At 53.3% G+C, this 24,843-nt stretch carries 22 protein-coding genes; 9 read left to right on the forward strand and 13 right to left on the reverse strand.

Annotated features, from left to right (window positions below; all coding sequences use genetic code 11):
- Nucleotides 1-110: 110 nt before the first annotated feature.
- The 3 genes from ACXAEW_RS06060 to ACXAEW_RS06070 are packed head-to-tail and all read left to right on the forward strand — an operon-like array spanning nt 111 to nt 2,403.
- Nucleotides 111-767: a Tim44/TimA family putative adaptor protein gene (locus tag ACXAEW_RS06060; protein ID WP_474940478.1), complete on the forward strand. Its 657-nt coding sequence runs from the start codon at nt 111-113 to the stop codon at nt 765-767.
- The gene (gene mltA / locus ACXAEW_RS06065) at nt 764-1,816 is read left to right on the forward strand and encodes a murein transglycosylase A (protein WP_474940479.1); all 1,053 of its coding nucleotides are present in this window, start codon (nt 764-766) and stop codon (nt 1,814-1,816) included. Before ACXAEW_RS06060 ends, mltA begins: the two co-directional genes overlap by 4 nt.
- On the forward strand, nt 1,816-2,403 hold the full coding sequence (locus ACXAEW_RS06070) for a Smr/MutS family protein (RefSeq protein ID WP_474940480.1): 588 nt from the start codon (nt 1,816-1,818) through the stop codon (nt 2,401-2,403). Before mltA ends, ACXAEW_RS06070 begins: the two co-directional genes overlap by 1 nt.
- Here the strand turns inward: ACXAEW_RS06070 and ACXAEW_RS06075 are convergent.
- From ACXAEW_RS06075 to hslV, 4 genes are read right to left on the reverse strand one after another with little or no spacing between them, the layout of a single operon-like run.
- On the reverse strand, nt 2,400-3,563 hold the full coding sequence (locus ACXAEW_RS06075) for an alpha/beta hydrolase (protein WP_474940481.1): 1,164 nt from the start codon (nt 3,561-3,563) through the stop codon (nt 2,400-2,402). The two genes, ACXAEW_RS06070 and ACXAEW_RS06075, sit on opposite strands and share 4 nt — an antisense overlap.
- Nucleotides 3,564-3,593: 30 nt before the next feature.
- Nucleotides 3,594-4,904, reverse strand: a complete 1,311-nt coding sequence (gene hslU / locus ACXAEW_RS06080; protein WP_474940482.1) for an ATP-dependent protease ATPase subunit HslU — start codon at nt 4,902-4,904, stop codon at nt 3,594-3,596.
- Between the two features lie 12 nt (nt 4,905-4,916).
- On the reverse strand, nt 4,917-5,981 hold the full coding sequence (locus tag ACXAEW_RS06085; RefSeq protein WP_474940483.1) for a hypothetical protein: 1,065 nt from the start codon (nt 5,979-5,981) through the stop codon (nt 4,917-4,919).
- A complete protein-coding gene (gene hslV, locus ACXAEW_RS06090; RefSeq protein WP_474940484.1) occupies nt 5,978-6,535 on the reverse strand; it encodes an ATP-dependent protease subunit HslV in 558 nt (185 codons plus the stop codon). Before hslV ends, ACXAEW_RS06085 begins: the two co-directional genes overlap by 4 nt.
- A 237-nt stretch (nt 6,536-6,772) precedes the next feature.
- Here hslV and ACXAEW_RS06095 point away from each other — a divergent pair, with 237 nt between their 5' ends.
- Nucleotides 6,773-6,967, forward strand: coding sequence for a DUF1127 domain-containing protein (locus tag ACXAEW_RS06095; protein ID WP_474940485.1), 195 nt, complete (start codon nt 6,773-6,775; stop codon nt 6,965-6,967).
- A 146-nt stretch (nt 6,968-7,113) separates the two neighbouring features.
- On the opposite strand, the gene trxA is transcribed toward ACXAEW_RS06095, so the two are convergent.
- The 8 genes from trxA to regB all read right to left on the reverse strand — a co-directional run bounded on the left by trxA (nt 7,114) and on the right by regB (nt 18,983).
- Nucleotides 7,114-7,434 carry a thioredoxin gene (gene trxA, locus ACXAEW_RS06100; protein ID WP_474940486.1) on the reverse strand — a complete coding sequence of 107 codons (321 nt, stop codon included), beginning with the start codon at nt 7,432-7,434 and terminating at the stop codon, nt 7,114-7,116.
- Nucleotides 7,435-7,495: 61 nt separating this feature from the next.
- Nucleotides 7,496-10,846 (reverse strand): double-strand break repair helicase AddA, encoded by a 3,351-nt coding sequence (addA, locus tag ACXAEW_RS06105; protein ID WP_474940487.1) that lies wholly within the window; start codon nt 10,844-10,846, stop codon nt 7,496-7,498.
- Nucleotides 10,843-13,764: a double-strand break repair protein AddB gene (gene addB / locus ACXAEW_RS06110; RefSeq protein WP_474940488.1), complete on the reverse strand. Its 2,922-nt coding sequence runs from the start codon at nt 13,762-13,764 to the stop codon at nt 10,843-10,845. The genes addA and addB overlap by 4 nt, the downstream gene beginning before the upstream one ends.
- Nucleotides 13,757-14,446 (reverse strand): nucleotidyltransferase family protein, encoded by a 690-nt coding sequence (locus ACXAEW_RS06115; protein ID WP_474940489.1) that lies wholly within the window; start codon nt 14,444-14,446, stop codon nt 13,757-13,759. Before ACXAEW_RS06115 ends, addB begins: the two co-directional genes overlap by 8 nt.
- Nucleotides 14,443-15,441: an aminoglycoside phosphotransferase family protein gene (locus ACXAEW_RS06120; RefSeq protein WP_474940490.1), complete on the reverse strand. Its 999-nt coding sequence runs from the start codon at nt 15,439-15,441 to the stop codon at nt 14,443-14,445. The genes ACXAEW_RS06115 and ACXAEW_RS06120 overlap by 4 nt, the downstream gene beginning before the upstream one ends.
- Nucleotides 15,434-15,913, reverse strand: coding sequence for a tRNA (adenosine(37)-N6)-threonylcarbamoyltransferase complex ATPase subunit type 1 TsaE (gene tsaE, locus ACXAEW_RS06125; protein WP_474940491.1), 480 nt, complete (start codon nt 15,911-15,913; stop codon nt 15,434-15,436). The genes ACXAEW_RS06120 and tsaE overlap by 8 nt, the downstream gene beginning before the upstream one ends.
- 41 nt (nt 15,914-15,954) lie before the next feature.
- The gene (locus ACXAEW_RS06130; RefSeq protein ID WP_474940492.1) at nt 15,955-17,499 is read right to left on the reverse strand and encodes a PAS-domain containing protein; all 1,545 of its coding nucleotides are present in this window, start codon (nt 17,497-17,499) and stop codon (nt 15,955-15,957) included.
- A gap of 86 nt (nt 17,500-17,585) precedes the next feature.
- Complete coding sequence (regB, locus tag ACXAEW_RS06135; RefSeq protein WP_474940493.1) at nt 17,586-18,983, reverse strand: sensor histidine kinase RegB; 1,398 nt, start codon at nt 18,981-18,983, stop codon at nt 17,586-17,588.
- A gap of 96 nt (nt 18,984-19,079) precedes the next feature.
- Between regB and ACXAEW_RS06140 the strand changes: the two genes are divergently transcribed.
- The 3 genes from ACXAEW_RS06140 to ACXAEW_RS06150 all read left to right on the forward strand — a co-directional run bounded on the left by ACXAEW_RS06140 (nt 19,080) and on the right by ACXAEW_RS06150 (nt 21,523).
- Entirely contained in the window at nt 19,080-19,697 is a 618-nt protein-coding gene (locus tag ACXAEW_RS06140) for an SCO family protein (protein WP_474940494.1), read from the forward strand.
- A gap of 84 nt (nt 19,698-19,781) precedes the next feature.
- Nucleotides 19,782-20,336 carry an ActR/PrrA/RegA family redox response regulator transcription factor gene (locus ACXAEW_RS06145; RefSeq protein ID WP_474940495.1) on the forward strand — a complete coding sequence of 185 codons (555 nt, stop codon included), beginning with the start codon at nt 19,782-19,784 and terminating at the stop codon, nt 20,334-20,336.
- An 8-nt stretch (nt 20,337-20,344) separates the two neighbouring features.
- Nucleotides 20,345-21,523, forward strand: coding sequence for a glycosyltransferase family 61 protein (locus tag ACXAEW_RS06150; protein ID WP_474940496.1), 1,179 nt, complete (start codon nt 20,345-20,347; stop codon nt 21,521-21,523).
- Here the strand turns inward: ACXAEW_RS06150 and ACXAEW_RS06155 are convergent.
- Nucleotides 21,520-22,113: an HD domain-containing protein gene (locus ACXAEW_RS06155; RefSeq protein ID WP_474940497.1), complete on the reverse strand. Its 594-nt coding sequence runs from the start codon at nt 22,111-22,113 to the stop codon at nt 21,520-21,522. The two genes, ACXAEW_RS06150 and ACXAEW_RS06155, sit on opposite strands and share 4 nt — an antisense overlap.
- A gap of 609 nt (nt 22,114-22,722) precedes the next feature.
- On the opposite strand from ACXAEW_RS06155, the gene ahcY reads away from it, so the two are divergent.
- Nucleotides 22,723-24,108 carry an adenosylhomocysteinase gene (gene ahcY, locus ACXAEW_RS06160; RefSeq protein WP_474940498.1) on the forward strand — a complete coding sequence of 462 codons (1,386 nt, stop codon included), beginning with the start codon at nt 22,723-22,725 and terminating at the stop codon, nt 24,106-24,108.
- 189 nt (nt 24,109-24,297) lie between these two features.
- Entirely contained in the window at nt 24,298-24,639 is a 342-nt protein-coding gene (locus tag ACXAEW_RS06165; RefSeq protein ID WP_474940499.1) for a DUF2853 family protein, read from the forward strand.
- Nucleotides 24,640-24,843 lie beyond the last annotated feature (204 nt).

A 24,843-nucleotide genomic window follows, 5' to 3' on the forward strand; every position in this document is an offset into this window, starting at 1 on the left:
CTTTCCTTTGTATCGTGTTTGGGACGGTAGACTTGCTTCCCTTGGTCCCCTACATAAGATCTGAGCCGCAAGGTTTCAAACAAAGCACGAACGCCTAGCATGAGGTTTACATGGACAATCCCGTGATTTCGCTTTTGGTATTGGCAGGTATCGCCATTTTCCTGATCCTGCGTCTGAAAAGCGTATTGGGCACGCGAGACGGGTTTGAAAAACCACGGATGCCTGACCAGACGACGCGTCGGTCTGACCACGAACTTGAAGTGATCGAAGGTGGTCCCGACAACGACATTACAGATCACGTTGCTGCCGACAGCGCGCAGTCCTTGGCATTGGCGGCGATGAAACGTGTGGAACCCGGTTTCAGTGTCAGCGACTTTGTTCAAGGTGCACGTGGCGCTTATGAAATGATCCTTATGGGGTTTGAAAACGGTGACCTTGGCAATATTCAGCCTTTCCTCGCCGAAGACCTGTACGACAGTTTCGTTGATGCAGTTTCAGCCCGCGAAGATCAGGGTCTGACAATCGAGGCGAACTTTATTGGGGTGCGCGAAACGACCCTGGTAAACGCAACCTTCGATGAAGCAACGTCGATGGCAGAAATCACGATGCGTTTCGTAGGTGAACTGACATCTGTTGTCCGCGACAGCGAAGGAGAGATCGTTGAGGGCGACAGCAAGACAGTCAAAAGACAAAAAGACACTTGGGTTTTTGCGCGGGCGATGGGTGTTGATGATCCCAACTGGCAATTGGTTGCAACAGACGCATGATTTCTGCGCTCCGAAGAGCAATGGGCCTTTCGGCTCTTTGCGGTGCTGCCTTAATTGCACCCGGAGCCATGGCTGAAACAACCATCAAAATGGTTGAGTTCTCCCAGCTGGACGGTTGGGAGAATGATGATCATGATCGGGCTTTTGAAGCCTTTATGGAGACCTGCCCCGATCTCGACGATCCTGACTGGAGTGCACTTTGTGCCGTAGCCCAATCCCAAAAGCCCGGATCAGCCAGATCTTTCTTTGAGTTATTCTTTCGGCCTGTGATGGTCGAAGACGGTAAAAACGCTCTTTTTACGGGTTACTTTGAACCTGAGCTGAGTGGATCAAAACACCGTACCGGGCGCTTTCGTTATCCGGTTTACAGGCTTCCACCGGAAGCGCGCAGTACCCCCCAATGGCTGACAAGGCGCGAGATTCTAACCAGTGGTGTCATGGAAGGTCGCGGGCTCGAAATCGCCTGGGTAGATGATCCTGTTGAGCTGTTCTTTCTGCAAATCCAAGGGTCAGGTCGCATCAGACTGCAAAACGGTTCAGTGATCAGAGTGGGCTATGCAGGAGCGAATGGACACGAATATCGATCCATTGGCCAAGAGCTGGTGCGTCGCGGAGTTTACAATGCGCATCAGGTTAGCGCACAGGTCATCAAAAACTGGGTTCGACGAAATCCAGATGCCGGCCGCGAGCTTTTATTCCACAACCCATCCTATGTATTCTTTCGCGAGGTCAATCAGGTACGCGCCTCCAAAGGGCCGCTTGGCGCAATGAACCGGTCAGTGACGACATTGCGCAGCATTGCGGTTGATCCCGCTTACACGCCCCTTGGAGCTCCGGTTTGGTTGGAAAAAGACGGAGAGAACAAGATGCGTCGCTTGATGATCGCGCAAGATACCGGTTCCGCGATCAAGGGAGCCCAACGGGCTGACATTTTCTTTGGGACCGGAGATGCTGCCGGGCAAGCTGCCGGCAAATTACGTGATCCGGGACGAATGTACGTCCTCCTTCCTATTCAACGTGCATATGCTCTTTTGTCGGAAGATCTCTGATGACACGTCGCAAACTGACAGAAGAGGAAGTCGATCTTTGGAAAAAAGTTGTTAAACAAACGGAACGGCTGCAACCTGAAAAGGTAAAAGCCGCCCAGATCAAAACCCTGCCCAAACCAAAACCTAAGAAACCCGTTCATTTCAGGGCTGAAACGTTTTCGATCGGCTCCAAGGCGTCAGAAGCCTCCCCAAAGCATAGTTTGCGCCCAGAAATTTCAGCGACCTTGGCCAGCCGTGGCGTGCAGATGGATGAAAAATCCTATCGCCGCATGAAGCGCGGAAAATTGAAGCCCGAAGGAAAGCTGGATCTGCATGGCATGCGGATTGACACAGCACACCCTGCCCTAACTCGGTTCATTCTGTCCGCTCAGGCCTCTGGAAAGCGCTTGGTTCTGGTCGTTACCGGAAAAGGGAAGGATCGGGACGAGCCGGGCCCTATACCTGTGCCTCGTGGAGTATTGCGTCACAAGGTTCCACAATGGCTGTCGTTACCACCGCTGTCACAGGCCGTTTTACAGGTTACTCAGGCACATATTTCACATGGTGGTGAAGGCGCATATTACGTTTACCTCCGACGCTCGCGCTAGTTACTACTGGGGGTCTCTTCCAGCTTAAGGCGCACAGCTCCGCCGAGTCGGCTGAACTTTCCTGGTAACAACCGAGCCAGTTCCCCCCGCCTTTTATTTTCTGCATCTGCAACAATCCTCAACCTGCGTAACAGGGCAATGAGCTCCGGTGAATTTGCGGCCGGGAAGTGGTTCAAGTCGCGGCTACTTTTGAGATCTGAGGTATCGATGACTTGAACTGGTAGATCTGCCAGCCTCTCTAACGAACTGATGTTTCCCAGCCTTGCGCGGGTGTTGGTCCCTCTAATGCGTTGAGAAATGCCCAATGCGCGATCCCGGCTATTTGCAAAAATGACGAATGGCTGTGGGATCTCCTTGAACCTGTCGAGTTGAGTGCGAAATAAATCCACATCCAGGTCGGGCGACATCAATATGACCCCCGATAGATTATGGCTTGTCCATCCAGGCGAGTGGATTTCGATCTGGCGCAGGGTTTCCATCGCGATCTGTGTGCCAAGGGAATGAGCAACGATGATGACAGGTATGTCTGTCGCTTCACGTATTGCACGCAAAAGACCTTCCAGGCCATCGCGGGCAAATAGAGCGCTATCCTCGTCATAGGCATAGCCTAACGCCGCCCCCTTACTTGGCCACGAATAAAAAACAGTGGCTCCTGGAATTTCAATGTCATGCTTCAACTGTGCCGTGCGAAAGGCTGCTTCGGCGTGCGTGTTGTTAAAGCCATGTACAAAGATAGTTACTTCGCGTTGGTGGGGAGGGACCTTGCTCAGTTCGGCTTTGATGCTTTTTGAAAAACTGGCTGTATTGTGGAGCTTGCGTGACGTAAGGACAAAATCAGTTTTAGGATCTGGATTTGTGCCACCCAAAGAAAGGGTGCCCTTGTCGCGACTTGGCGGAACGGAGATCTCCAACTCCAGAAGGCTGACGGTATCTGACCGCTCAAAGCCGAACGTCGGTTCGTCTGCCTTGCGGGTGGTTGCCCCATAAATTGTTTGCTGAGAGCCGAGCGATTGAGCTTCGGGAATCAGGGGCGCGGCGCTGCGGTCATGTGCGCAGGCAGAGAGAAGTGTGAAACATGCAATACAAAGAGAGAAGGCGACACGTGCCATAGTTTCACCCGCTGATAAAAATTGACGGCAGGTTATCTGTGCTGCCGTCAATGTCCAGTCTCTAAAGAGGGTGACCGCAGGTCAGAGAACGTATCGACTCAGGTCGCTGGATTTACCCAGCTCAGCAAGATTGTCGCCCACAAATTTGGCATTAATGACCACCTTCTCACCGCCTCGATCGGGGGCGTTGAAGGAAAGCTCTTCAAAGACACGTTCCATGACCGTGTATAGCCTGCGCGCGCCGATGTTCTCTATGCTGTGATTGACCTCTGCAGCCATTTTTGCCAAAGCGGCGATTCCATCTTCGGTAAACGAGACCTCGACCTCTTCGGTTCCCATCAAAGCGGTGTACTGTCGGGTCAACGCATTGTCGGTTTCTGTAAGGATCCGAACAAAATCTTCCTCAGTCAATGCCCGCAAATTGACGCGGATCGGGAGGCGCCCCTGCAGCTCTGGCAGCAAGTCCGAAGGTTTAGCGATATGAAATGCGCCCGAGGCAATGAACAAGATATGGTCTGTTTTGACCGCGCCGTGTTTTGTGCTGACGGTTGTGCCCTCGATAAGCGGCAAGAGATCCCGTTGCACGCCTTCTCGGCTGACATCCCCGCCGCGGGCATCAGAACGAGCGCACACTTTGTCGATCTCATCCAGGAAAACGATTCCGTTTTGTTCAACCGCATCAAGTGCTGACCGGGTGACGGCTTCGTCATCCAAAAGTTTGTCGGCTTCCTCTTCGATCAGAATGTCATAGCTTTGAGAGACGGTAAGTTTTTTACGAACCGTACGCCCACCCATTGCCTTCCCGAACAGATCGCCAAGGTTCATCATGCCCATGTTGGCACCTGGTTGGCCGGGGACTTCAAACATGCCGCCCATAGGGTTTGACGTGTCCGCTATATCCAGCTCAATCACAGTATCATCGAGTTCACCCGCAATCAGTTTCTTGCGGAACATTGTCAATGTTGCTTCACGTGCGCCCTCACCTGCTATGGCTGCCAATACACGATCTTCCGCAGCTTTATGGGCTTTGGCACGCACATCTTCGCGCATGTATTCGCGCGTTTGCAGGATGGCTGCATCCACCAGATCCCGGACAATTTGCTCTACATCCCGGCCAACGTATCCAACTTCTGTGAATTTTGTCGCTTCGACTTTGATGAAAGGAGCGCGCGCCAGTTTCGCCAGACGTCTTGAAATTTCGGTTTTCCCAACACCGGTGGGGCCGATCATCAGGATGTTTTTTGGGTAGACCTCGTCGCGTATGTCATCGGGCAATTGCTTGCGACGCCAGCGGTTGCGCAAAGCAACGGCAACGGCGCGTTTTGCTTCGTTCTGGCCGATGATGAACCGGTCCAGTTCTGATACGATTTCACGAGGTGTAAGGTCTGTCATAATGTACCTTGGTTAGTGAGAGGGTGGTAGTCGGTGAACCGGAAGCACACCCGAGACAAGCGAAAGAAGTGTCGCGCGGATCTTGGTCCAAAACGCGCCGAGGACAACAAGGAAAACGCCGAGGACAAGTACGGTCATTGCAGCCCCTTCACCATCAAAAACGGTTGCTGCAAGTGTCACGATATAACCGATTGCTGCGATCAGGAAGGAACGGCGGTCAATAAGGATGGCCACGCCGGCAAAAAGAACCAGAATGCAGAGTAGGACCAGATTGGATCCGGCTGTATCGTTTTCCAGAAGCGACAGCGCTATTGTGTTGACCAATGCCGGAGCTGCAACAACGTGAAGCCAAAACCCCTGTGCGGAGCGACGTGTCACACGATGCGGATCGCTCAGATCAAACCACATTGCCACACAAAAGACCAATAACCCCACCAATAGTGTGATCAATGCGAATGGCCCGTTGGCAGACAACAGGAAGAGATCTGTGAATTCAGCAGGGGCGCCGGTTTGAATGCCGCCCGTTAGAATGGCAAAGCTGAACACCCCAAACGCAATCAGTGCCATTGCAAAAGGGACTTTGAAACGCAGCCAGAAAACAAAAATGGCCAAAGTCGAAAGCGCGAGAGGCAAAACCAAGCTGCTGTAATCCTGCTGCGCGATCATAAAGGGCTCTGAGAACCAGGCATTGAGGCCAGCACCAGAATTGGCTGCAAAAAGGACGGATAATGCGATCGCAGGTGCGACCATGCGGCGGCGGCGAATAAAATACTCGGCTAGCCCCCATAGAATGGCAGCTGCAATGAGAGACGAGATTATGATGCGGCCCGTAACGTCGCCAACTTGGCCGACCATTGCGATGCTGTTCACTCCGATCCAGCCGGATGCGAGAATGCAAAGTCCGATGACAATGAAGATCTCATTGAACCCTTTGAACAGTTCAAACGGTTCGTCACCTTCTGAAAGGTCTTTTCGGGCTCCGCTGCGTGCATCTGCCAGTGCTTTGAGAGAGGCTGCCTGTGCTTCGCTCAGCAGGCCTGAGCCGACGGCGGCGCGTAGGTCATCTGGACCAATCATTTTCCAATGCTCTCAACCGTGAGATTTCCGTTTGTGTAGACACAGATATCAGCGGCGATCGCCATCGCCGAACGCGCGACGTCTTCTGCTGATTTTTCACTGTCCATCATAGCGCGTGCCGCAGCGAGGGCAAAGTTACCCCCTGATCCAATTGCAGCAACATCATGTTCAGGCTCCAGCACATCGCCAGCGCCGGTGATGACAAACAAATCGGATCCATCCGTTACGATCAGCATGGCTTCAAGTTTCTGGAGATATTTGTCTGTGCGCCAGTCCTTCGCCAGTTCCACACTGGCGCGGGCCAATTGTCCGGGAGTGGCTTCCAGTTTTACCTCTAGACGTTCGAGCAATGTGAACGCATCTGCGGTCGAGCCAGCAAATCCCGCCAGAACATCGTAACCACCCGGCGAAAGCCTGCGCACTTTACGTGCGCTTCCTTTGATAACGGTCTGTCCAAGGGACACCTGACCGTCGCCGGCAATAACGACCTCGCCACCTTTTTTTACCCCGATGATCGTGGTTCCGTGCCAACCCGGAAATTGCGCGTCTGCCATGTGTTTCTCCGCTTTATATTGACCCCTATATGGATTCCCGTGGGCTTCGGCACAAGAGAGGGAGAATCTCTAAGATGGGTGACCTTTCCAGGCGTCAAAGTTAACAAACTGGTCATTTGCTATGCGTTCAGCGCAAATCGGGCCTGAAAAACGGGCAATTGTGAGACTCAGAATCTGCCCGTATGTAAAGCCTTACAACCGACATGGGGTCGGCTGTTTCTCATAAGGATCTGCGCAATGGCTACCACTGCAAATCTTCATGCGCCGCTCGGAGCAGTCTTCATTCTCCGTGTGGTCGACACTTTCATTGCTGCCAAAAAGGCAGTTGTCCGCTGGAACGAAAAGCGCCTTACGCGCATCGAGTTGTCCCGCTTGACGAATGCACAACTCGAAGACATCGGATTGACACGTTACGACATCGATCACGTCTGAATTTACGGACCATCACACGATGACATCCAGCCGCCGACTTCCGGCGGCTTTTTGTTTTCTGGGTCAGACAGGAACGACACACGTTTCTAAATGCAAAAAAGGGCGCTGAAACAGCGCCCTTTGCTTAATTCGTGGATCATCACAAATTAGATGGATTCGTCGATCCAGCTTTGCAGAGCAGCTTTGGGTGCAGCGCCGGCGCGGTTGGAAACCACTTGGCCATCTTTGAAGATAAAGAGAGCTGGGATACCACGTACACCCATCGCAGCTGCCGAATTCGGGTTGCTGTCGACGTCAACTTTGGCGATTTTGATTTTGTCGCCGTATTCCGCTGCCAGCTCTTCCAGAGCCGGCCCGATCTGCTTACAGGGACCGCACCACTCGGCCCAAAAATCTACAACAACGGGTACTTCCGAGTTTTTGACCTCTGCGTCAAAGGTCGCGTCGGTAACTGCTACGGTTGACATCAAACTGTCTCCTGAGTGTTTGGCAACTGGAGTCGGAACCTAGGTATGGCTTAACGGATCGTCAAGGTTCCAGACGCTGGAGGAATGATTGTGACACAAGTTCGTGTGGAAGCTCCATAAGCTCGGCGGTCTTTGTCCATATTATTGCCGTTTCGATGCGGTGGTTTGGATAAACTTCAGCCAATGCCAATGCGTAGGCACCCATCTGCCGCAAAATCCCGGTTGGACAGGCTTGCGGTGAATCTGGAACGGTTGCGTTGGATTTGAAGTCGATAGCCAGAACCCGATCGCTTTGAACAATGAGACGGTCGATAATGCCATGCAAACGCTCGCCACCTAACGATGCGGTGATTGGCACCTCTGCCAACGCGGAGCTGGTAAATACATGTGCTATTTCTGGATTATCAAGGACGCGTGTCGCTTCGTCGAAGAGATCAGAGTCATCGGCAGTACTGAAATCAAGCTGTTGTGCAACCTGATGCCAGTTTTCCCGCGGGTGTTCTGGTAAATGCTCAAACAATATATGCAGCTTAACGCCACGGGCCTTGGCTATGTCTTCATCCAACCCTTGATCTCCGGGCAGCGCCTTGGCCCCGCCAAGATCGGATGGGCTGAGTGTCGCCACCGGCGCAACATATTCAGGGGCAGGGCGGGTAAACACTTCGGGCAAATGGGTTTCGGGCTCAAGGGCGGGTTCAAGATCAACGAAATCCAAATTGTCCCAATCGCCGTGGCTCAACCTTAATCCGAAATTTCCATCTTCGCGTTCGACAGCGCCGCGCGCCACAGCGGCTTTTTCGACCATCTGATACCAACTGTCGCCCTCCGAGGATAATTCCCCGGCGGACGCAACGATCAGCCATTTTTCAGCACGCGTCAAAGCAACGTACAGCAGCCTTTGACGTTCGTTGCTCAGTTTTTCTTGTTTTTGTTCCCGGGATGCCAGCATGGCAGGCGGCATAAGTTCCTTGGGCTGTTTCCAGAGGGGTACACCATCTGCAAGAATGATCTCCTCGTCGCGAGGCGGTCGTCGTTTCGCGGTATCTGGCAATATGACGATTGGTGCCTCCAACCCTTTTGAGCCATGAACGGACATCACGCGGATCATGTTTCCGGCAGCGCCCATCTGCCGTTTGATTTCAAGGTCATCAGCCTGCATCCAAACGAGGAACCCGGTTAGGCTCGGAATTTCTGAGCGCTCATACGCAAGCGCTTGGGACAACAAGGCATTGATCCCGTCTTCTGCTTCAGCTCCTAACCGGCCCAACAGTCGGCGACGGCCATCGTGACGGGTCAGAATACGTTCGATCAAATCAAAAGGACGCAGAAAGTCGGTGTTGTCGCGCAGGTCGTTCAGGATGGCCATCGTTTCGGGAAACACGTCCGATCTGGCCCGCAGCTCAGTCCAAAGAAAAGGCGAAGAGCGACGATGCGCCAAATCAAAAAGATCCTGCTCGGACCACCCGAATAGGGGGGATTTCAAAGCAGCTGCAAGTGACAGAGAATCTTCGGGTGTTGCAAGGAATGAGAGCAGGGCTGCAATATCTTTTACTGCCAATTCCGCTCCGACCTTGAGGCGGTCCGCACCTGCAATTGGCAATCGCGCCGCTTTGCAGGCTCGGATGATCTCGGAAAACAGTTCGGACCTGCGTTGAACTAGGATCAAAAAGTCACCAGGCTGAACCGGGCGCCGCTGGAAAGTTCCAGGCTTTGGACCGTCCGTCGGTATCGTTTCGCCCGAGTCAATCATCCGCTTGATCTCACCCGCTATCTTTTCTGCGAGGATGACAGTGTGATGGCGTTTCCCTGGCCGGTCTACAGGATCCGTCCAGTGACGGTCTTCTTCGTCGGTGACCTTTTCAATTGCGGGCCAGATATCAACGCGACCGGGGAGGTCAGCCTTGAAAGCGCGGTGTAAGGCGTCTTTGTGAAACCCTGCGCCCACACTGTCTTTGAAAATCTCATCGACCAGCCCCAGGATTGCAGCCGAAGAGCGGAAAGAATACTCTAACGAGGTCGTCTGAAGCTGTGAGCCAACCTCTGAAAGTCGATTGCCAAACTCGGTCTGCATTCGCAAAAATGCGTCAGGATCTGCGCCTTGAAAGGAATAGATCGACTGCTTCATGTCGCCGACGACAAAAATAGTTCGCTCGACCAATGCGCGCGCGCCCTCACCGGCGGTGAATTCTTGTGCCAGCTTTTCCACCACATCCCATTGAACCGGGCTTGTGTCTTGAGCTTCATCAACAAGAATATGATCGATCCCGCCATCCAAACGATAGAGTACCCACGAGGCGACTGCGGGATCGTTCAAAAGTTGGCGTGCTTTAAGAACCAGATCGTCGAAATCCAGCCAGCCGCGCACCTGTTTAGAACGTTCATACGCCGGCAAGAACTTGGATGCGAAGTGATGCAGCAGGGCCGATTTTTCAACAGCATCCAAGGCAAGACGTTTGTTGCGCGCGTCCTCAACACGCATCATGAAAGGCTCAATCTTGGACATCAGATCAGCGTTGTCGGTACGAAGTTTCTTCGTTGGGAAGCTACCGACCTTGGCCGTGAAAGGCGACTTGGCAGTTGCCCCTGTCAAAAACACGGATTCCAGCAGCGGCAGATCACCCAAATTGGGATTTGAAACTCCGTTTAACTTGGCCGCAGCCTTTTGATCGCTCGCTCCTCCAGCGGCTAACACCTCGCGCAGAGAGGCGATTAAATCGCCCTCGTTGCCCAAAAATACCTCTGACCTGAGGTCTTGATGATCATAGGATGGAGGCAGATCAAACAAAGCACATAATTCAGCGCGGCTTGTCGGTCGGTCAAAATGTTCGCGTTTCTGGGCAACAGCGCTCGTTAATGTTGCAAAATCGGTGTCCGAGATATGTGCGGCCAAGGCGTCAATCAAATTGGGATCAGTCTCGGCCAGCCCTTCCAGGATCTCTGATTGGAGCAAGGATATGGATCGGTCATCCATTTCAGAAAATTGCGGGCTCACCCCCGCTTCCAGAGGAAATCGGCGCAACAATGATGCACAGAACGAGTGGATCGTCTGGATCTTCAATCCGCCGGGCGTTTCAATCGCCCTTGCGAACAATGTACGCGCTTGGGCAAGTTCAGCATCTTGGTCGAGGAGTTCCACGCCCAGGTCGCGTAAGGCAGTGATCAAAGTTGCATCAGGGAGCATGGCCCACTCGCCTAAGCGTTTGAAAAGCCGGTTCTGCATCTCGCTCGCCGCAGCCTTCGTATAGGTGAGGCACAGAATGTGCTGCGGTTGGACACCCTTTAGAAGCAGGCGCGCGACGCGGTCTGTCAAAACCTTGGTTTTGCCCGATCCGGCATTGGCCGAAAGCCAGGTCGAGGCATCCGGGCGCGCGGCCCGGAACTGGGCCTCGGATGCTGCATTGCGCGTGTTCATGTCAGATCCTCCGGCGTGGGCTCTGTACTCCGGTCCCATTCCCCAAATCGCGCAAGGTGGTCATAGTCTCCGATTAAATCGTCTTTATGAACCATGCTTCGGCTCGAATACCCTTGCATAGGGTCGAAATACGCGCCGACAAGTGCCTTTAACTCTTCCCAGACTTGCGCTGGCGGGTCGCTGTCCAAAGGGGCTGGCACTTCTTTGAGCTGAGATCCAAGGCCAAGAAAAGCTGCGCTTTTGACTTCCCCGACACCTAGGGTTTCAAACCCGCCTTGCTCTACCAGCGCGGCCTCGATCAACAGTTGCTTTTCGAATTTCTTTTGTTGCGAAACCGTTGGCGGCGTGCCTGTTTTGTAGTCGTAGATGTGTAAAAAGCCGCGCTCATCCGCGTCTATCCGGTCGGCGCGACAGGTAATTGTAAAGTCTAACGGATCAAGCCGGGCTTGCCCTAATTCTTCAAATAGAACCGGTTTGGCTCGGTTGCGCCGTTCTCTTTCACCATTTACAAAATCCGGCGCAATGCGTTTGAGACGGGACATCCAGAGGCTGCGTGCAATTGGCCAGGGCACGCTGGTTTCCAAATCTCCTTTGGCCAAGGAAACCAGTTTATCGGCCGCCAACTGATCGTCATTGTCCAAGGTGTCTTTGATAAACACTTCAAACACACGGTGCAGAACGATCCCGCGCAACAACGCATCTGGTTCTTGAACCAAGCTGTTGAGCGGTTTGAGGCGTAGCACGTGTTTTGCGTAGATCGCGTAAGGATCCCGGATCAAACGTGGGATCTCTGTCACGGACAATTTGCGTGGGCGCGCGGTGATCGGCGGGCGAGGGGACGGGCGCCGCGCGCTTGGAATTGGGTTCGGTTTTTCAAGCGCGCGGGCCCAGTCAATCCAGACTTTTCCCCGTTCCCGCATTGCCCGAAGATGATCCGGGCCACCTTGATCGGGCAGACCTGAAAGAAGGTTGGTCATCCGGTTCAGCCACCGGGAGGGAACGGTGTCCGCTTCATCGGTGCGTTCTGAACGGGACAGCCAGACTTCCTTCCCGGCGATAGCCTGTTGAAAGTCGTGGGCGGCCAATCCGATCCGGCGTTCGGGCAACAGCAGCCCCGCTTGACTGCGCATCTGACGGTTTAGCCAAGGATCCGGACTGGTAGATTCCGGCCAGCTGCCCTCATTCAAGCCACCAAGGATCACCAGATCAGCCCCCTGAACGCGGGCCTCCAAAGTACCCCATATCATGATGGAGCCATAAGGCGCATCCCGATCCCGTACCTCTCCCTGTGATAATAGAGCGCCGAGTAGGTCCGCAAAATCACGTGCCGAGAGTGATCCGCCGTGTTGCGCTTCACACTCCAGGTTTTCGATGATTTGAAGCGCTTCGCGTCCCGCCTTCTGGTCCCAAAGCCCGCCGCTTCCCTTGGTTTGAGCACCACTGGAAATTGCCTCGGCAAGATCTCGCAGGCGTTCCATCCACTCGGTCAAGGGGCGTTCAGCCGAAATGGCTTTTTGGTCGAAACAGCCTATTAGCCACTCAGTCCATCCGGGAGACAGCTCTCGTCCATGAGCAAAGGCAGTAAAACTTTCTGTATCGGGGAAGGGAGGACCGTTGCGGCGGATATGCAGTTCCAGATCGCGCGTGTGCAGAAGGTGGACCCCGCGCTCGCCACCGCTATGAGCCAACGGGTGTTTGAGGAGCGTCAGTAGTTTGTCGGATGTCAGGCGCGATGCAAACAACGCGGCCACGTGACGCAATAAACGGCCGGGTGGTGACAGCTGAAGCGGCAGACCCGCTGAGTCATCAGGTAGAATGTCCCATCGATCCAAGGCGGATGCCACCTGCCGTGTAAGCATCCTGTCTGGTGTGATCAAAGCAGCGGTTTGCCCATCTTCCGCGGCCTTTCGCAACCGTAATGCAATAGCAAGCGCTTCGGCGCGCGGACTTTCAGTTTCAACCAATGTGAGTTCGCGTGTGGCATCGCCCAGATCGGTCAATTTCGGGCCTTCGCGCATCCAGGCGTCCGTAACGGGGGCAGGCCGGAGTGCAAGGGATACCAATCGATTGCGCGCCGATGAAAAGGGGGCGTCTTTTGACCATGGCGCCACTTCGCCGGGGGCCATATCCAGATCACGTAGCAGTTTGTAAAAGCGGTACTGTGGGTGATCTTCTGATGTGAGCGGATTTTTAAGTTCTGCCCAAACATCGGCGGGCTGATCAAAATCAAAACCCGGCAGAACCACCGCACCTTGGGGCAATCGGGCGATTGCCTCCATCAACATCAGGGTTGTTCCCCGTGACCCGGTGGAACCAGCGAGAATGATCGGATGCTCGGGCGGGTTCTCCTCCCACTTTTCAATGAGATCAGTGACGATCAGCCGTTGCCGAGCTTCTTTGTCTAATGCGCCGCCGCTCATTTCAACCAGCTGATCGGCAATGGAAATAAAGCTCTGTGTTCGGGCCCAATGACCGGAAAGATCAGAGATATCCAGGTTCCGGATCACATCTGTTGAAACGCCTTCCCCCTGCATTTCGTCGATAAGCCCGGCAAGACTGTCTGCCAAATCATAAAGAGATGCACGAGAAGCAAGGTCGGGCTGAGCGTCCAGAAGCTTGCTCACCAGCTGTGTCAGTTCCAGTCTGCGCCGGAGCGGTGGTACGGCCGGGGGAAACGCCAACCCCGATGACAGGCCGCCGAGCAGAGACAAACGGGGCAAAAGCAAACTTGGCCCAGAGTCAAAGAGCTGGCGAACCCGTCGCATCATGCGGGAGGTGTTCAAAATAACCTCAGTCCGCGCCAAGGCTTCAGGCGGTTGTGATTGGCTTCGTGCAATCAGGCCTGATACCAGAGCTTTTGGAAAATCGACACCGCAGGGCACTGCAAAAAGGCGCGGAATTGAGCTTGGTTCAAACATCAGGTGTCAGCAAACTCTCTGCCAAAGGGAGAGACTCAGCGACGCCGACATCACACCATTTCCCTGGGTATTCACAACAAAAGAGCCTATTTTTTTCCTTCATCCGATCCCAAACAAGATTCAACGAGAACACCTCTTCTGAAATCTCGCTCAGAGCATCAGTCTTTATGATCTGCACCCCGCCATAGACCATATTTCCGCCGCGGCTTGGTTGACCGTTCTTGTCAATGCTGAAGTCTCCTGGCCCGACACGGCCAATGGTGTTCTCTTTTGGGAGGCACAGCAGCAATGCGTCCATATTTTCAGGGTCCCAGGCGTCCGTAACAGTCTGCAAGGGGTTTGGACCCTGCCAAATGGCGTCAGGGTTTATGGTTGCAACCGGGCTGGATCCCAGAAGGGGCAAAGCTCTGCGAAGGCCGCCGCCCGTTTCCAATATTTTCGGACTCTCGTGGCTGATCACCACCCCCTGTGGGTCCAGGTGGGTTTTTATCTGTTCTCCGAGGTAATGGGTGTTTGCGACGATCCGATCCGCGCCATAGTCGCGGATCAAGTCCATGGTATAGTCGATCATGGGTCGGCCGCTGACCTTTACCAACGGTTTGGGCTGTTCCTTTGTCAATGGTCCCATGCGTGTCCCAAAGCCAGCAGCGAATATCATCACAGGAAAAGGTTGGAACTTCATGCTGTTAGCTTTCTGAGCCTGTCCTGAGTGGGTGTTGGGACAGTTTCTCGGATCACGGATTTCATTTCGGCCAGTTCGGGGCGTGATAAACCGCGTTCAATGTAGGACCAGACGCGGGGAATAAACTCAACATAATGGGGTTTGCCCAGCCGTGTCGCTAATCGGGCGAACACGCCAACAATGCGAAGGTTCCGCTGCAGTCCGAGCGTCCAGTAAGCTGCTTCAAAGGCATTGGAGTCAACATCAGTTTTTGCAACGTAATGTGCGATCATTTCCTCCTCGATATGCGGGGACACATCACGGCGAGCATCTTGCAGCATCGAGACTAGATCATACGCCGGATGACCTGCTACGGCATCCTGAAAGTCCAGCATTCCGACGCAGCCGACGCCTTCTCGATCCGGCAGCCACAAAAGATTTTCTGCGTGGTAATCGCGCTCAACCAGAACAGAAGGCGCGCCCACGTTTTTTTCCAGGATCGCTGTCAGTTCCCGGTCGAATTGCGCCTTGCCCAAAGAGCTTTGAGCACCGCCGACCGTGCGGCAATATTCGGAAAAAATCGGTTCACAAACCTCGACCATTTTTTGCGTGCCATAGTCCGGTAGACCCTGGGGAAGGGGACATCGGTGCAACGCAATTAAGGCGTCGGTCGCTGCTGTGTACAGATGCCTCTCTTGCTCTGGGCGGCTTTCCAATACTTCTTTGAAGCGGTCTTGTCCCAGATCTTCCAGCAACAGAAATCCATTTTCGACATCTCTGGCCAGGATCTCTGGGGCACTGAAACCATGACTGCGAAGGTGTTCGCCGATTTTAATGAACGGTCTGACGTCTTCACCGTTTGCCGGGGCCGCATCCATTAAGATTGCGGTCTTTTCGCCTAGGTAGAGCCTATCATATCGGCGATTGGATGCGTCGCCTGTCATCGCCACGACAGTGGCACTGGCCCAGTCTGTGGACCTCAAGAACTGCTGTTTCAATACGGTGCGATCAGTCATGTGATCTCTGCTCCATTCGTGGGCTCCATTTGGGATCGCTCCAGCTAAAAGTTACAAGGCGCGCGTCTTCGCTCTCGTTTGAAAGCTCTATCTTCAGGCGCAACGCATTCTTTGGCGCGACGTCTTCAAGCTTTTCTGGCCATTCAACCAAAGTGATTTCACTGTCAAACGCGTCAACTAGGCCAAGCTCAAAGACCTCGTCCAGTGCTGAAAGGCGATAAAGGTCGCTGTGCCAGATTTCGCATTTTGGCCCATTATAGGTCTGAACCAATGTGAAAGTGGGAGAGGGGATGTCTTCTGGTTCAGGGAGAAGGAATTGAATCGCGCTGCGGGCAAAATGGCTTTTGCCTGCTCCAATGATCCCTTCCAGCAGCAAACAATCGCCGGGCGATAAACGCGCGGCGATCTTTCGGGCCAAATCGGCCATTTCGTCGGGGCTTCGAACAGTAATGGAGAGGGTCATCTTGGTCATGGCGCTAAAATGGCCATGTCCGATTTCCTCTGCAAGCGAGATCAGGCGATGGTCGACAGAAAGCGCTGCTGTGTTGGCGGGAGCTCCGCCGGTTCGGATGCGTGGAACCGAACCAATGTTGTCCCGTTGGACAGTGCGCTCACTCTGCATGTCAGGCTTTCGCCGGAACGTAACCGAACCGTACACCACCAAGGATCCCGACTTTCCGTTCCCAGAACAAAGTCACGAACTGCGCCCCAAGCTGAGGTTGCTGCTGTGAAGTCCTGCCATGTTCGGCAGGCATCAATAACAGATACTTTTGCAAAGCTCGCTTCGGGGTCGACATTCCAAAGTGCGTGATATGCTTCGTTGGAAAATGACATGGTTCCATCTTTGTTAAACACTGCAATGGCTTCATCCATTTGGTCCATAATGGATTGGCCGACTTCCAGCTCACTGCGGAACTGACGGGTCAGCGTGATTTCTGCGGTGATGTCTTCGAAAAGGAAAGCAATTGCGCCATCAGGGTGTGGTCGGCCCGAAACAGAATAGACCGATCCAGAGGGCATAGACCATGTCTCCTGGTAACGGCCTTCGGCGGCTGCCTCCAATAGGTCGGCCATCTGATGACGCCAGCTGGAATAGCTTTTGGGTTCCGGCATCATTCTTTGATCGCGCAAACGGTCAAAGAACGTCATCATATTCGGGCGCGAACTGAGGAAATTTGCCGGCAGCGCTGTCAGGTCTATCAAAACCGGATTAAAAAGGACCAACTGTTGGTTTCTGTCAAAGATTGCGAGACCAATCGAAAGCTGCGCGAAAGTTTTGGCCAATGTTTGGACAAAGTTCCGCTGTGCAATTTCAGCGTCTACAACAGCATTCACGTCGACTGCGTGACAAAGCCAACCTGCTTCAGTCTCTGTTGTTGAGACATTGTACCAAAGCTTCTTTTCACTCTCTGGAAGGGGGATTGAAATGCGTTCTGGGCGGCCAGTCGCCTTGGGCTCGTCCAATTCACTGAACATCGGGTCAGAGAAATCGGCATTTCGACCCCGGATTTTATGGCTGAGGTCATCATAAGCCAGATTGGTCCAGGTGACATCGCCCTCTTCGGATTGTAGCCAAACAGGATATGGGGCCTGATGAACAGCTGCACGCAGTGTTGTAAGTTCCTGGTCCAGGGATTTGTTTTGTTCTTCCAGGGTGCTGCGTCGCAGTTGTACGCGCGTGATGCCATCAATCCACTCGCAATGCGCCTCACGGCTGTCGGCACCTGCAGTCCCGGACAGAACCAGCGGCCCAACGTCTTTGAGAAAGTTTGGGGATTGCGGAAGGCCAGGGTAACTGCGGGACAGTTGGTCCCGAAGGTTTGACCAACCAAAGCTCTCGGCGTTATCGCCAATAAACTTGTTCGCGCCCGAAGACCATCCGATCAGAGCGTTTTCATCGAACAGAAAAACTGCATCTGTGCGCCCATCCCCGACCAGAAGGTCATGTTCCATACGTTTTGCGTAAGACGAAGGGGATAACCATTTTACCGCGATTGCCGCCGTTGCAGCGCATAACGCTACCAGAACCAGCCATTCAACCGAAACGATGTCCTGCATTGCTTTGCCCCGAATTGTTCACCTGTCTTACAGCGTCGTTCATAATGGTTAAATGAAGTTTAATTGGTTGACCAAAAATAAATAGATCAAATCTCTATGCGTTCGTTCTTACCCAATGGATGGTCTACGCCTCCCAGATCTGATTCAATTGACTTGCGTGGCCAAACGACATGAACGATGGCACCTTGGCCTTGGGGGGCGTCCAATATTTCCTGATACGGATCATTGCCGTTGGCGAAACTCAGGCTCGCACCTGTACGCTCCAGCAAGGTTTTTGCGATGAATAGGCCAAGACCCATACCTTCATATTCCGGTCTTTGCTTACGTTCACCTTCCTGACGTTTGCGCCTGACAAATGGGTCGCCGATACGACCAAGGAGATGGGGGGGATAACCATGTCCGTCATCATGAATGGTGATCGCGATACTTTCATTGTCCCAGCGCGCTGTGATCCAGACATTCGCTTTTGCAAAATCTACCCCATTCTGGACGAGGTTTCGCAGTCCATGAATGATCTCTGGTTTACGCATAACTTTCGGATGTAGAAGGTCAGCCCCTTCATGCGGTTCGGCGTCCAAGTGCAGGGTTTTACCGCGATCGGAATGCGGTTCAGCCGCTTCGTTTATGACAGTCGTGAGCGGGGCCTGACGCATTTGAAGATCGGATTTTCCGGCACGCCCCATGCTGCGAAGAATGTCACGGCATCTGTTTGCTTGATCTCTGATCAACTCGGCGTCTTCACGCAGTTCAGGCTGATCTTCCAACTCATCCACGAGTTCCGCACTTGTTAGCTTTATCGTTGCCAGGGGGGTGCCCAGTTCGTGCGCGGCAGCTGCTACGACGCCACCGAGGTCGGTCAGTTTCTGTTCCCGTGACAAAGCCATATGCGTAGCCGCCAAGGCGTCCGACATGGAGCGTATTTCTGAGCTAATTCTGTAGGAGTAAGCCCCGATGAACAAGATTGCGATTACGATTGCCGCCCAGTTCCCAAATATGAAGATCCCTGGCATTTCCAGCTTTGCGCCGGATGCGGTTACCAGCGGTTGGTGAATTTCCGACATGGCCGTAACCAGCAGGATTGCGATGGCTCCGACGATCAAAGCAGAGCGCAACCGCATCATTGCAGCCGAAATTGTGACCGGCCCCAGCACCAAAAGCGAAAATGGATTGTTGAGACCCCCGGTGAGGTACAGGAGGATACCAAGCTGCAGAAGGTCAAACAGGATCATCAGCAGGTTTTCGAATTCGGACAGTCGCTTGTTTTCGGGAAACGCGAATGTGGCGATCAAATTGCTGAGAACTGAAATACAAACGGTGATGTAGGTCAGCTCAATTGGAAATTTGAGCTCAAAGATCCACTGGGCCGCAAACAGAGCGGTGATTTGGCCAAAGATCGCAACCCAACGCAATATGATCAGCGTCCGCAAACGAATCCAATGGCTGCGCTCCTGACCGCTCATCAGGCCGATGTTTGTATCAGACATGTGACCAAGTGCTCCGCTTGAAACTGTTGAAAATACTGATAGGTCTCACGGGGGAAACGTTCAATCGACACGTGGCGATTAATCAAAGAGGTCTCTATGACACGCATTTTTGCCGTTTTGGCCGCAACAGTGGCCGTGGGTGGACTGGGCGCGGCCTGGTTCGCGACGCAACAACAGACAACAGAACTCTTTGAAAACTGCAGAGCCAGCGCCGTCGCTGGTGGAGTTGGTGCAATCGGTGGGCCATTCGAGCTGCTTAATGCCAAGGGCGAAACCGTTTCTGACACAGATGTTATTACCGAGCCCACGCTGATTTACTTTGGTTACACATTCTGTCCCGACGTCTGTCCGTTGGATACTGCGCGGAACGCTGATGCGGTTGACATAATGGCAGAAAACGGGGTTTCCGTGACTCCGGTTTTTATTTCCATAGATCCTGAACGTGACACACCCGAAGTTGTTGGAGATTTTGCCTTCAACCTTCACGAAAAGATGATTGGCCTCACCGGCTCACCTGAGCAGGTAAAAGCAGCTAGCAAAGCCTATAAAACATTCTATCAAAAGCAGGACGGAGATCCTGAATACTATTTGGTCAACCACTCGACCTATACGTATTTGGTCTTGCCAGAGCATGGATTCGTAGAGTTTTTCAAGCGGGATGAGACAGCTGAGAGAATGGCTGAGCGTGTAACCTGTTTCGTAGAAAACGCATAAAGGTGCCGTTCGGTTTGACCTTTGAAAGCTCTACGTAATATTCTGGTCGGAAACCGCGACTGACCGGTTGGGAGAAATGAGCATATGGCCGAAACAGACCCAAACGCGATTGGGCCCGATAAATCACTTTTGCTGGTGGATGATGACGAGCCGTTCTTGCGGCGTTTGGCAAAGGCCATGGAAAAAAGGGGTTTCGAAGTAGAGACCGCCGGATCTGTTGCAGCCGGATCTGCAATTGCAACGGCGCGCCCGCCGGCCTTTGCCGTTGTCGACTTGCGGTTGGAGGATGGCAACGGACTGGATGTGGTTGAAGTTCTCAGGGAGAAGCGCCCCGACAGCCGTGTCGTTGTGCTGACGGGATACGGTGCGATCGCAACCGCGGTTGCCGCTGTTAAGATTGGTGCGACGGATTATTTGTCCAAGCCGGCTGATGCGTCTGACATTATGAATGCATTGTTGACGACTGATGATGAACTGCCGCCGCCGCCTGAAAACCCCATGAGCGCAGACCGAGTGCGTTGGGAGCATATTCAGCGTGTCTACGAACTCTGTGATCGCAATGTGTCTGAAACCGCCAGGCGGTTGAACATGCATCGGCGCACATTACAGCGGATCTTGGCAAAACGCAGTCCACGGTAATTGACTGAATGAGCTTGAGTGATCCAACAACAGAGCCCTCGCCCGCTGGGGGATGGTCCGAAGAGATGATCACTTTGGCAAATGCGCATGTTGTGCCGCCAAAGGCCAGCGCGTTTGTCCAGCCCGCCGGTGTTCTGTATCAGGATGGCTCTTATTGTCCGCAAGGCGCTCTTTGGCGCCGCTACAGGCCAATAACCACACAGCCGGACATACCTAAATCCAACGGTCCAATCTTGAATGGTCGTTGGCTTTGGGGCGGTGTTCTTTGGGCGCACTTTGGGCATTTCCTTGTGGAAAGCACGTCACGTCTATGGGCGTTGGCAGAATTGCACCGACCTGTGGACGGTATTCTGTTCATCCACAAAAGGCCTGAACTGGCCGTGGAAACACGTGGCTTCCAGCGGGACTTTATCCATGCAATTTCTCCCGACCTTTCGATCAAACTGGCGACCAGCGCGTTGCGGGTGGAAGAACTTGTCGTTCCGGGACAGGGGTTCGGCCTGGGCAGCATAGTTTCTGGGACAGCAAAATTTCGCAACGCTATCCACGCAAAATTTGCCAGAGACATCAAACCAGAAGGTGCGGACAGGATTTATATCTCCCGGTCCAAGCTTGGGCTTGGAAAGGGCGGGTTGATCGGTGAAGAAGAGCTGGAAAACAGGCTGATTTCAGAAGGGTACGAAATTTTCCACCCGCAAGACCACAGCCTGGATGCGCAGTTGGCGCAATATAAGGCCGCGCGTCACATTGTGGCTGCGGATGGGTCAGCATTGCATCTCTTTGCAATGGTGGGGCGGCCGGACCAGAAAGTTGCAATCATTCTGCGTCGGGAGTCTGGCGCCAACTTACAACTGGTGAATAATGTGCAGTCCTTCTGCAAATGCGATCCTTTGGTTGTAAACGCTCTGCGCACCGAATGGTTGCCGATAGACAAGCAGCGCTCCAGCCGAATGAGTTTTGGCGAGTTGGACCATCAGGTTATTGGGAGTTCGCTGTCTCAGGGCGGGTTTATTTCACCAAATGTCGATTGGCGGCCAGTAATGGGGCGCGAGCGACGGATTATGCTGCGTCAAAAAGGAATCGAACCCGACGAGAACTTTGTGGAGTCGCCCAAATTTAAGCAGCAACGGCTTGAAAAGAAGCGTATTCGTCAGGTTGAACGCGGCTTGCGGAACCCGCAGAGTTAGAGAGACCTCAAGATTTCCTCGTGACGTTTGATAAAGTCGCGGCGTACATCAACAGGTGGCCGAAGATCAATGTATAGACCCTCGGTAATTCCAGTCTTGGGACGACCAAAGAGCTTGTTGGCCTCTTGCTCAGAAAACCCTGCAATCTGCACGGCTTCCATCCAGGCACTGATTTTATCGGCTCGCTTGATTTGAGCCTTGATCGTCTTCGGCAGGGCAGCGGGCAGTCCAAACCGTATGTGGATCGCAGACGTCAGACGCGCGTCCAATTCACCATATCCAGTCCCGACTGCGGCCTTAACCGGTGAAATCATATCTCCGATTACATATTCGGGGGCGTCGTGAAGTAGTGCAGCCAGTTGCCACTTGGTCGGCGCTTTGGGGCAAAGGCGTTGATAAATGCGTTCAACTAGCAATGAATGTTCAGCAACAGAATAGGCAAAGTCACCTTTGGTTTGTCCGTTCCAACGCGCGACAAACGCCAATCCATGAGCGATGTCTTCGATTTCGATATCAACCGGGGTAGGGTCCAAAAGGTCCAATCTGCGTCCGGACAACATGCGTTGCCATGCTCTTGGTGCGGCTGCCATCTATTGCGTTCCCCCAGCGTACCCCGTTGAAATCCAAGCTCTGTTTTGAACCCAGATGGGAAGGCCAACATGAGTGTGACCTTAGTTTGATTGAAAAATGCGTCCAAAAGACACATAATACATGAAGGAGAGGAGCCACGTGACCTCTCAATCGGGCCCTCTCTAGAGACTGACCTCTAGCGAAAGGAGCTTGTCGTGTTCAAGCGTTTGTTAAGTATTTGTTTGGTGTTTGGGATGGCTGCGACGGCTCCTCCCGTATGGGCTGCAAATTGTGCGGATCGGACGACAGTCATAGAACGGCTGTCTGACAGATATGCAGAGAACCTGACGGCAGGCGGTTTGCGGAGCGACCAGCAGGGCAGCACGTTGGTCGAAGTTTGGTCCTCGAAGGAAACAGGCACTTTTACACTCCTCATCACATACCCGAACGGTGTGAGCTGTGTGCTGGCTGCGGGAACGGATTTCTTTGAAGCTCTTCCGGCAAAAATGCCACGCGGAACTCCAGGCTGACAAGCAACTCGTCCGGTAGAAGAGCTATGTTCGTTGCTTGTAAACCATTAGGATGTTAGGCCCTGTCAGACCTAACCCCTAACCAGAATGGAGCTTACAATGGCCGGGGACTATATCGTCAAGGACATCGCGCTGGCTGAGTTTGGCCGCAAAGAGCTGAACATTGCGGAAACCGAAATGCCGGGCCTGATGGCTCTGCGCGAAGAATATGGCGACAGCAAACCGCTGAAAGGTGCGCGGATCGTCGGTTCGCTGCATATGACGATCCAAACAGCGGTTTTGATCGAAACCCTGGTTGAGCTGGGCGCAGATGTCCGCTGGGCGTCTTGCAACATTTTCTCGACGCAGGATCATGCGGCGGCGGCTATCGCAGCAGCGGATATTCCGGTTTTTGCCATCAAGGGCCAATCGCTGGAAGAGCATTGGGATTATTTGGACAAGTCGTTTATGTTTGAAGACGGCCCCAATATGATCCTGGACGATGGCGGCGACGCGACCCTCTATGTTCTTCTGGGCGCGCGTGCTGAAGCAGGTGAAGAGATTATTCCGGTTCCTCAGTCTGAGGAAGAGGAAGTGATCAAAGCGCAGATCAAAAAGCGTATGGAGCAATCCCCTGGTTGGTTCACCAAGACCCGTGACGCTATTCTGGGTGTTTCTGAAGAAACCACCACCGGTGTGCACCGCCTTTATGATCTGCAGAAAAATGGCCAGCTGCCGTTCCCTGCGATTAACGTGAACGACTCGGTCACCAAGTCGAAGTTCGACAACAAATACGGCTGCAAAGAGTCTCTGGTGGACGGCATTCGCCGCGCAACTGATGTGATGATGGCCGGTAAGGTTGCGGTTGTATGCGGGTACGGTGATGTGGGCAAAGGCTCCGCTGCTTCGCTGGCGGGTGCTGGTGCGCGCGTCAAAGTGACCGAAGCTGACCCGATCTGCGCATTGCAGGCTTCGATGGACGGGTTTGAGGTTGTTCTGCTCGAAGAAGCGCTGGACGCTGACATCTTTATCACCACCACCGGCAACAAAGACATCATCCGGATCGAGCATATGCGCGAGATGAAGGATATGGCCATCGTTGGCAACATCGGCCACTTTGACAATGAAATCCAGGTTGCGGCTCTGAAGAACCACAAATGGACAAACATCAAAGAGCAGGTCGATATGATCGAGATGCCGTCCGGCAATCGACTGATCCTGTTGTCCGAGGGCCGTTTGCTGAACCTTGGAAATGCAACTGGTCACCCGTCCTTTGTCATGTCTGCATCCTTTACCAACCAGGTACTGGCGCAGATCGAGTTGTTCACCCGTGGTGACAGCTATCAGAACGAAGTTTACATCTTGCCCAAACATCTGGATGAGAAGGTTGCGGCCCTTCACCTCGGGCGTGTTGGTGCGAAGCTGACCAAGCTGACCCCGGAACAGGCATCTTACATCGGTGTTACCCCGGAAGGTCCTTTCAAACCGGAACACTACCGGTATTGAGCCTGAAAATAACTACGTTGCGCGCCGCCCCTCTACATGAGCCGGGCGGCGTTTTTTATGCGTCTCCCAAATTTCCGGATTTTGGAATAAGGGGAACTGCAGCGAAATCTTTTCCTTTGTGATGGAAATCTTTGCGCCTACTGTTTCGCCATAGCCATTCACAGGCATCTTTTTGGTTGGGAGAATATCATGGGTAAGAGAGACGATCTGATCGCGCAATACGCGGATGATCTGAAAAATAAATGTGGACTGGAGCCGGATATGGATCTCCTGACCAAAGTAACAATTGGATGTGGACCGGCGATCTATAACGCGGACGCCTCTACCGTTGCGTCAAGTCAGGAAAGCGAGTTGGAAACTGTCAAGACCAACTTCCTGATCAAGAAGCTGGGTTTGGCCGATGGGCCCGAGCTTATGGACGCCATCAACTCTGTTGTTGAAACCTACGGAAAGTCCGAGCGCAATAAATACCGCGCTGTTGTTTACTACATGCTGACCAAGCATTTTGGAAAAGAAGCCGTGTATAGCTAAGCCACCTTTAAGGCCGCCTGCGCCACACGCGGGCAGGCGGCTCTGCTCAAAGTCAGATAATCGTCTGAATTTGATATACATTATCCAGGCAATTGCTTTGCGGAATCACGGCGTATGGAGTTAGGTTGAATAGAAGCCAGGATGGCAGACCAAAGATTTCATACGCGTGTGGTGGATACGGAGCACGCGGGGTGGAAGGGAAGG

Source organism: Epibacterium sp. ABZ3_068, assembly GCF_056159265.1.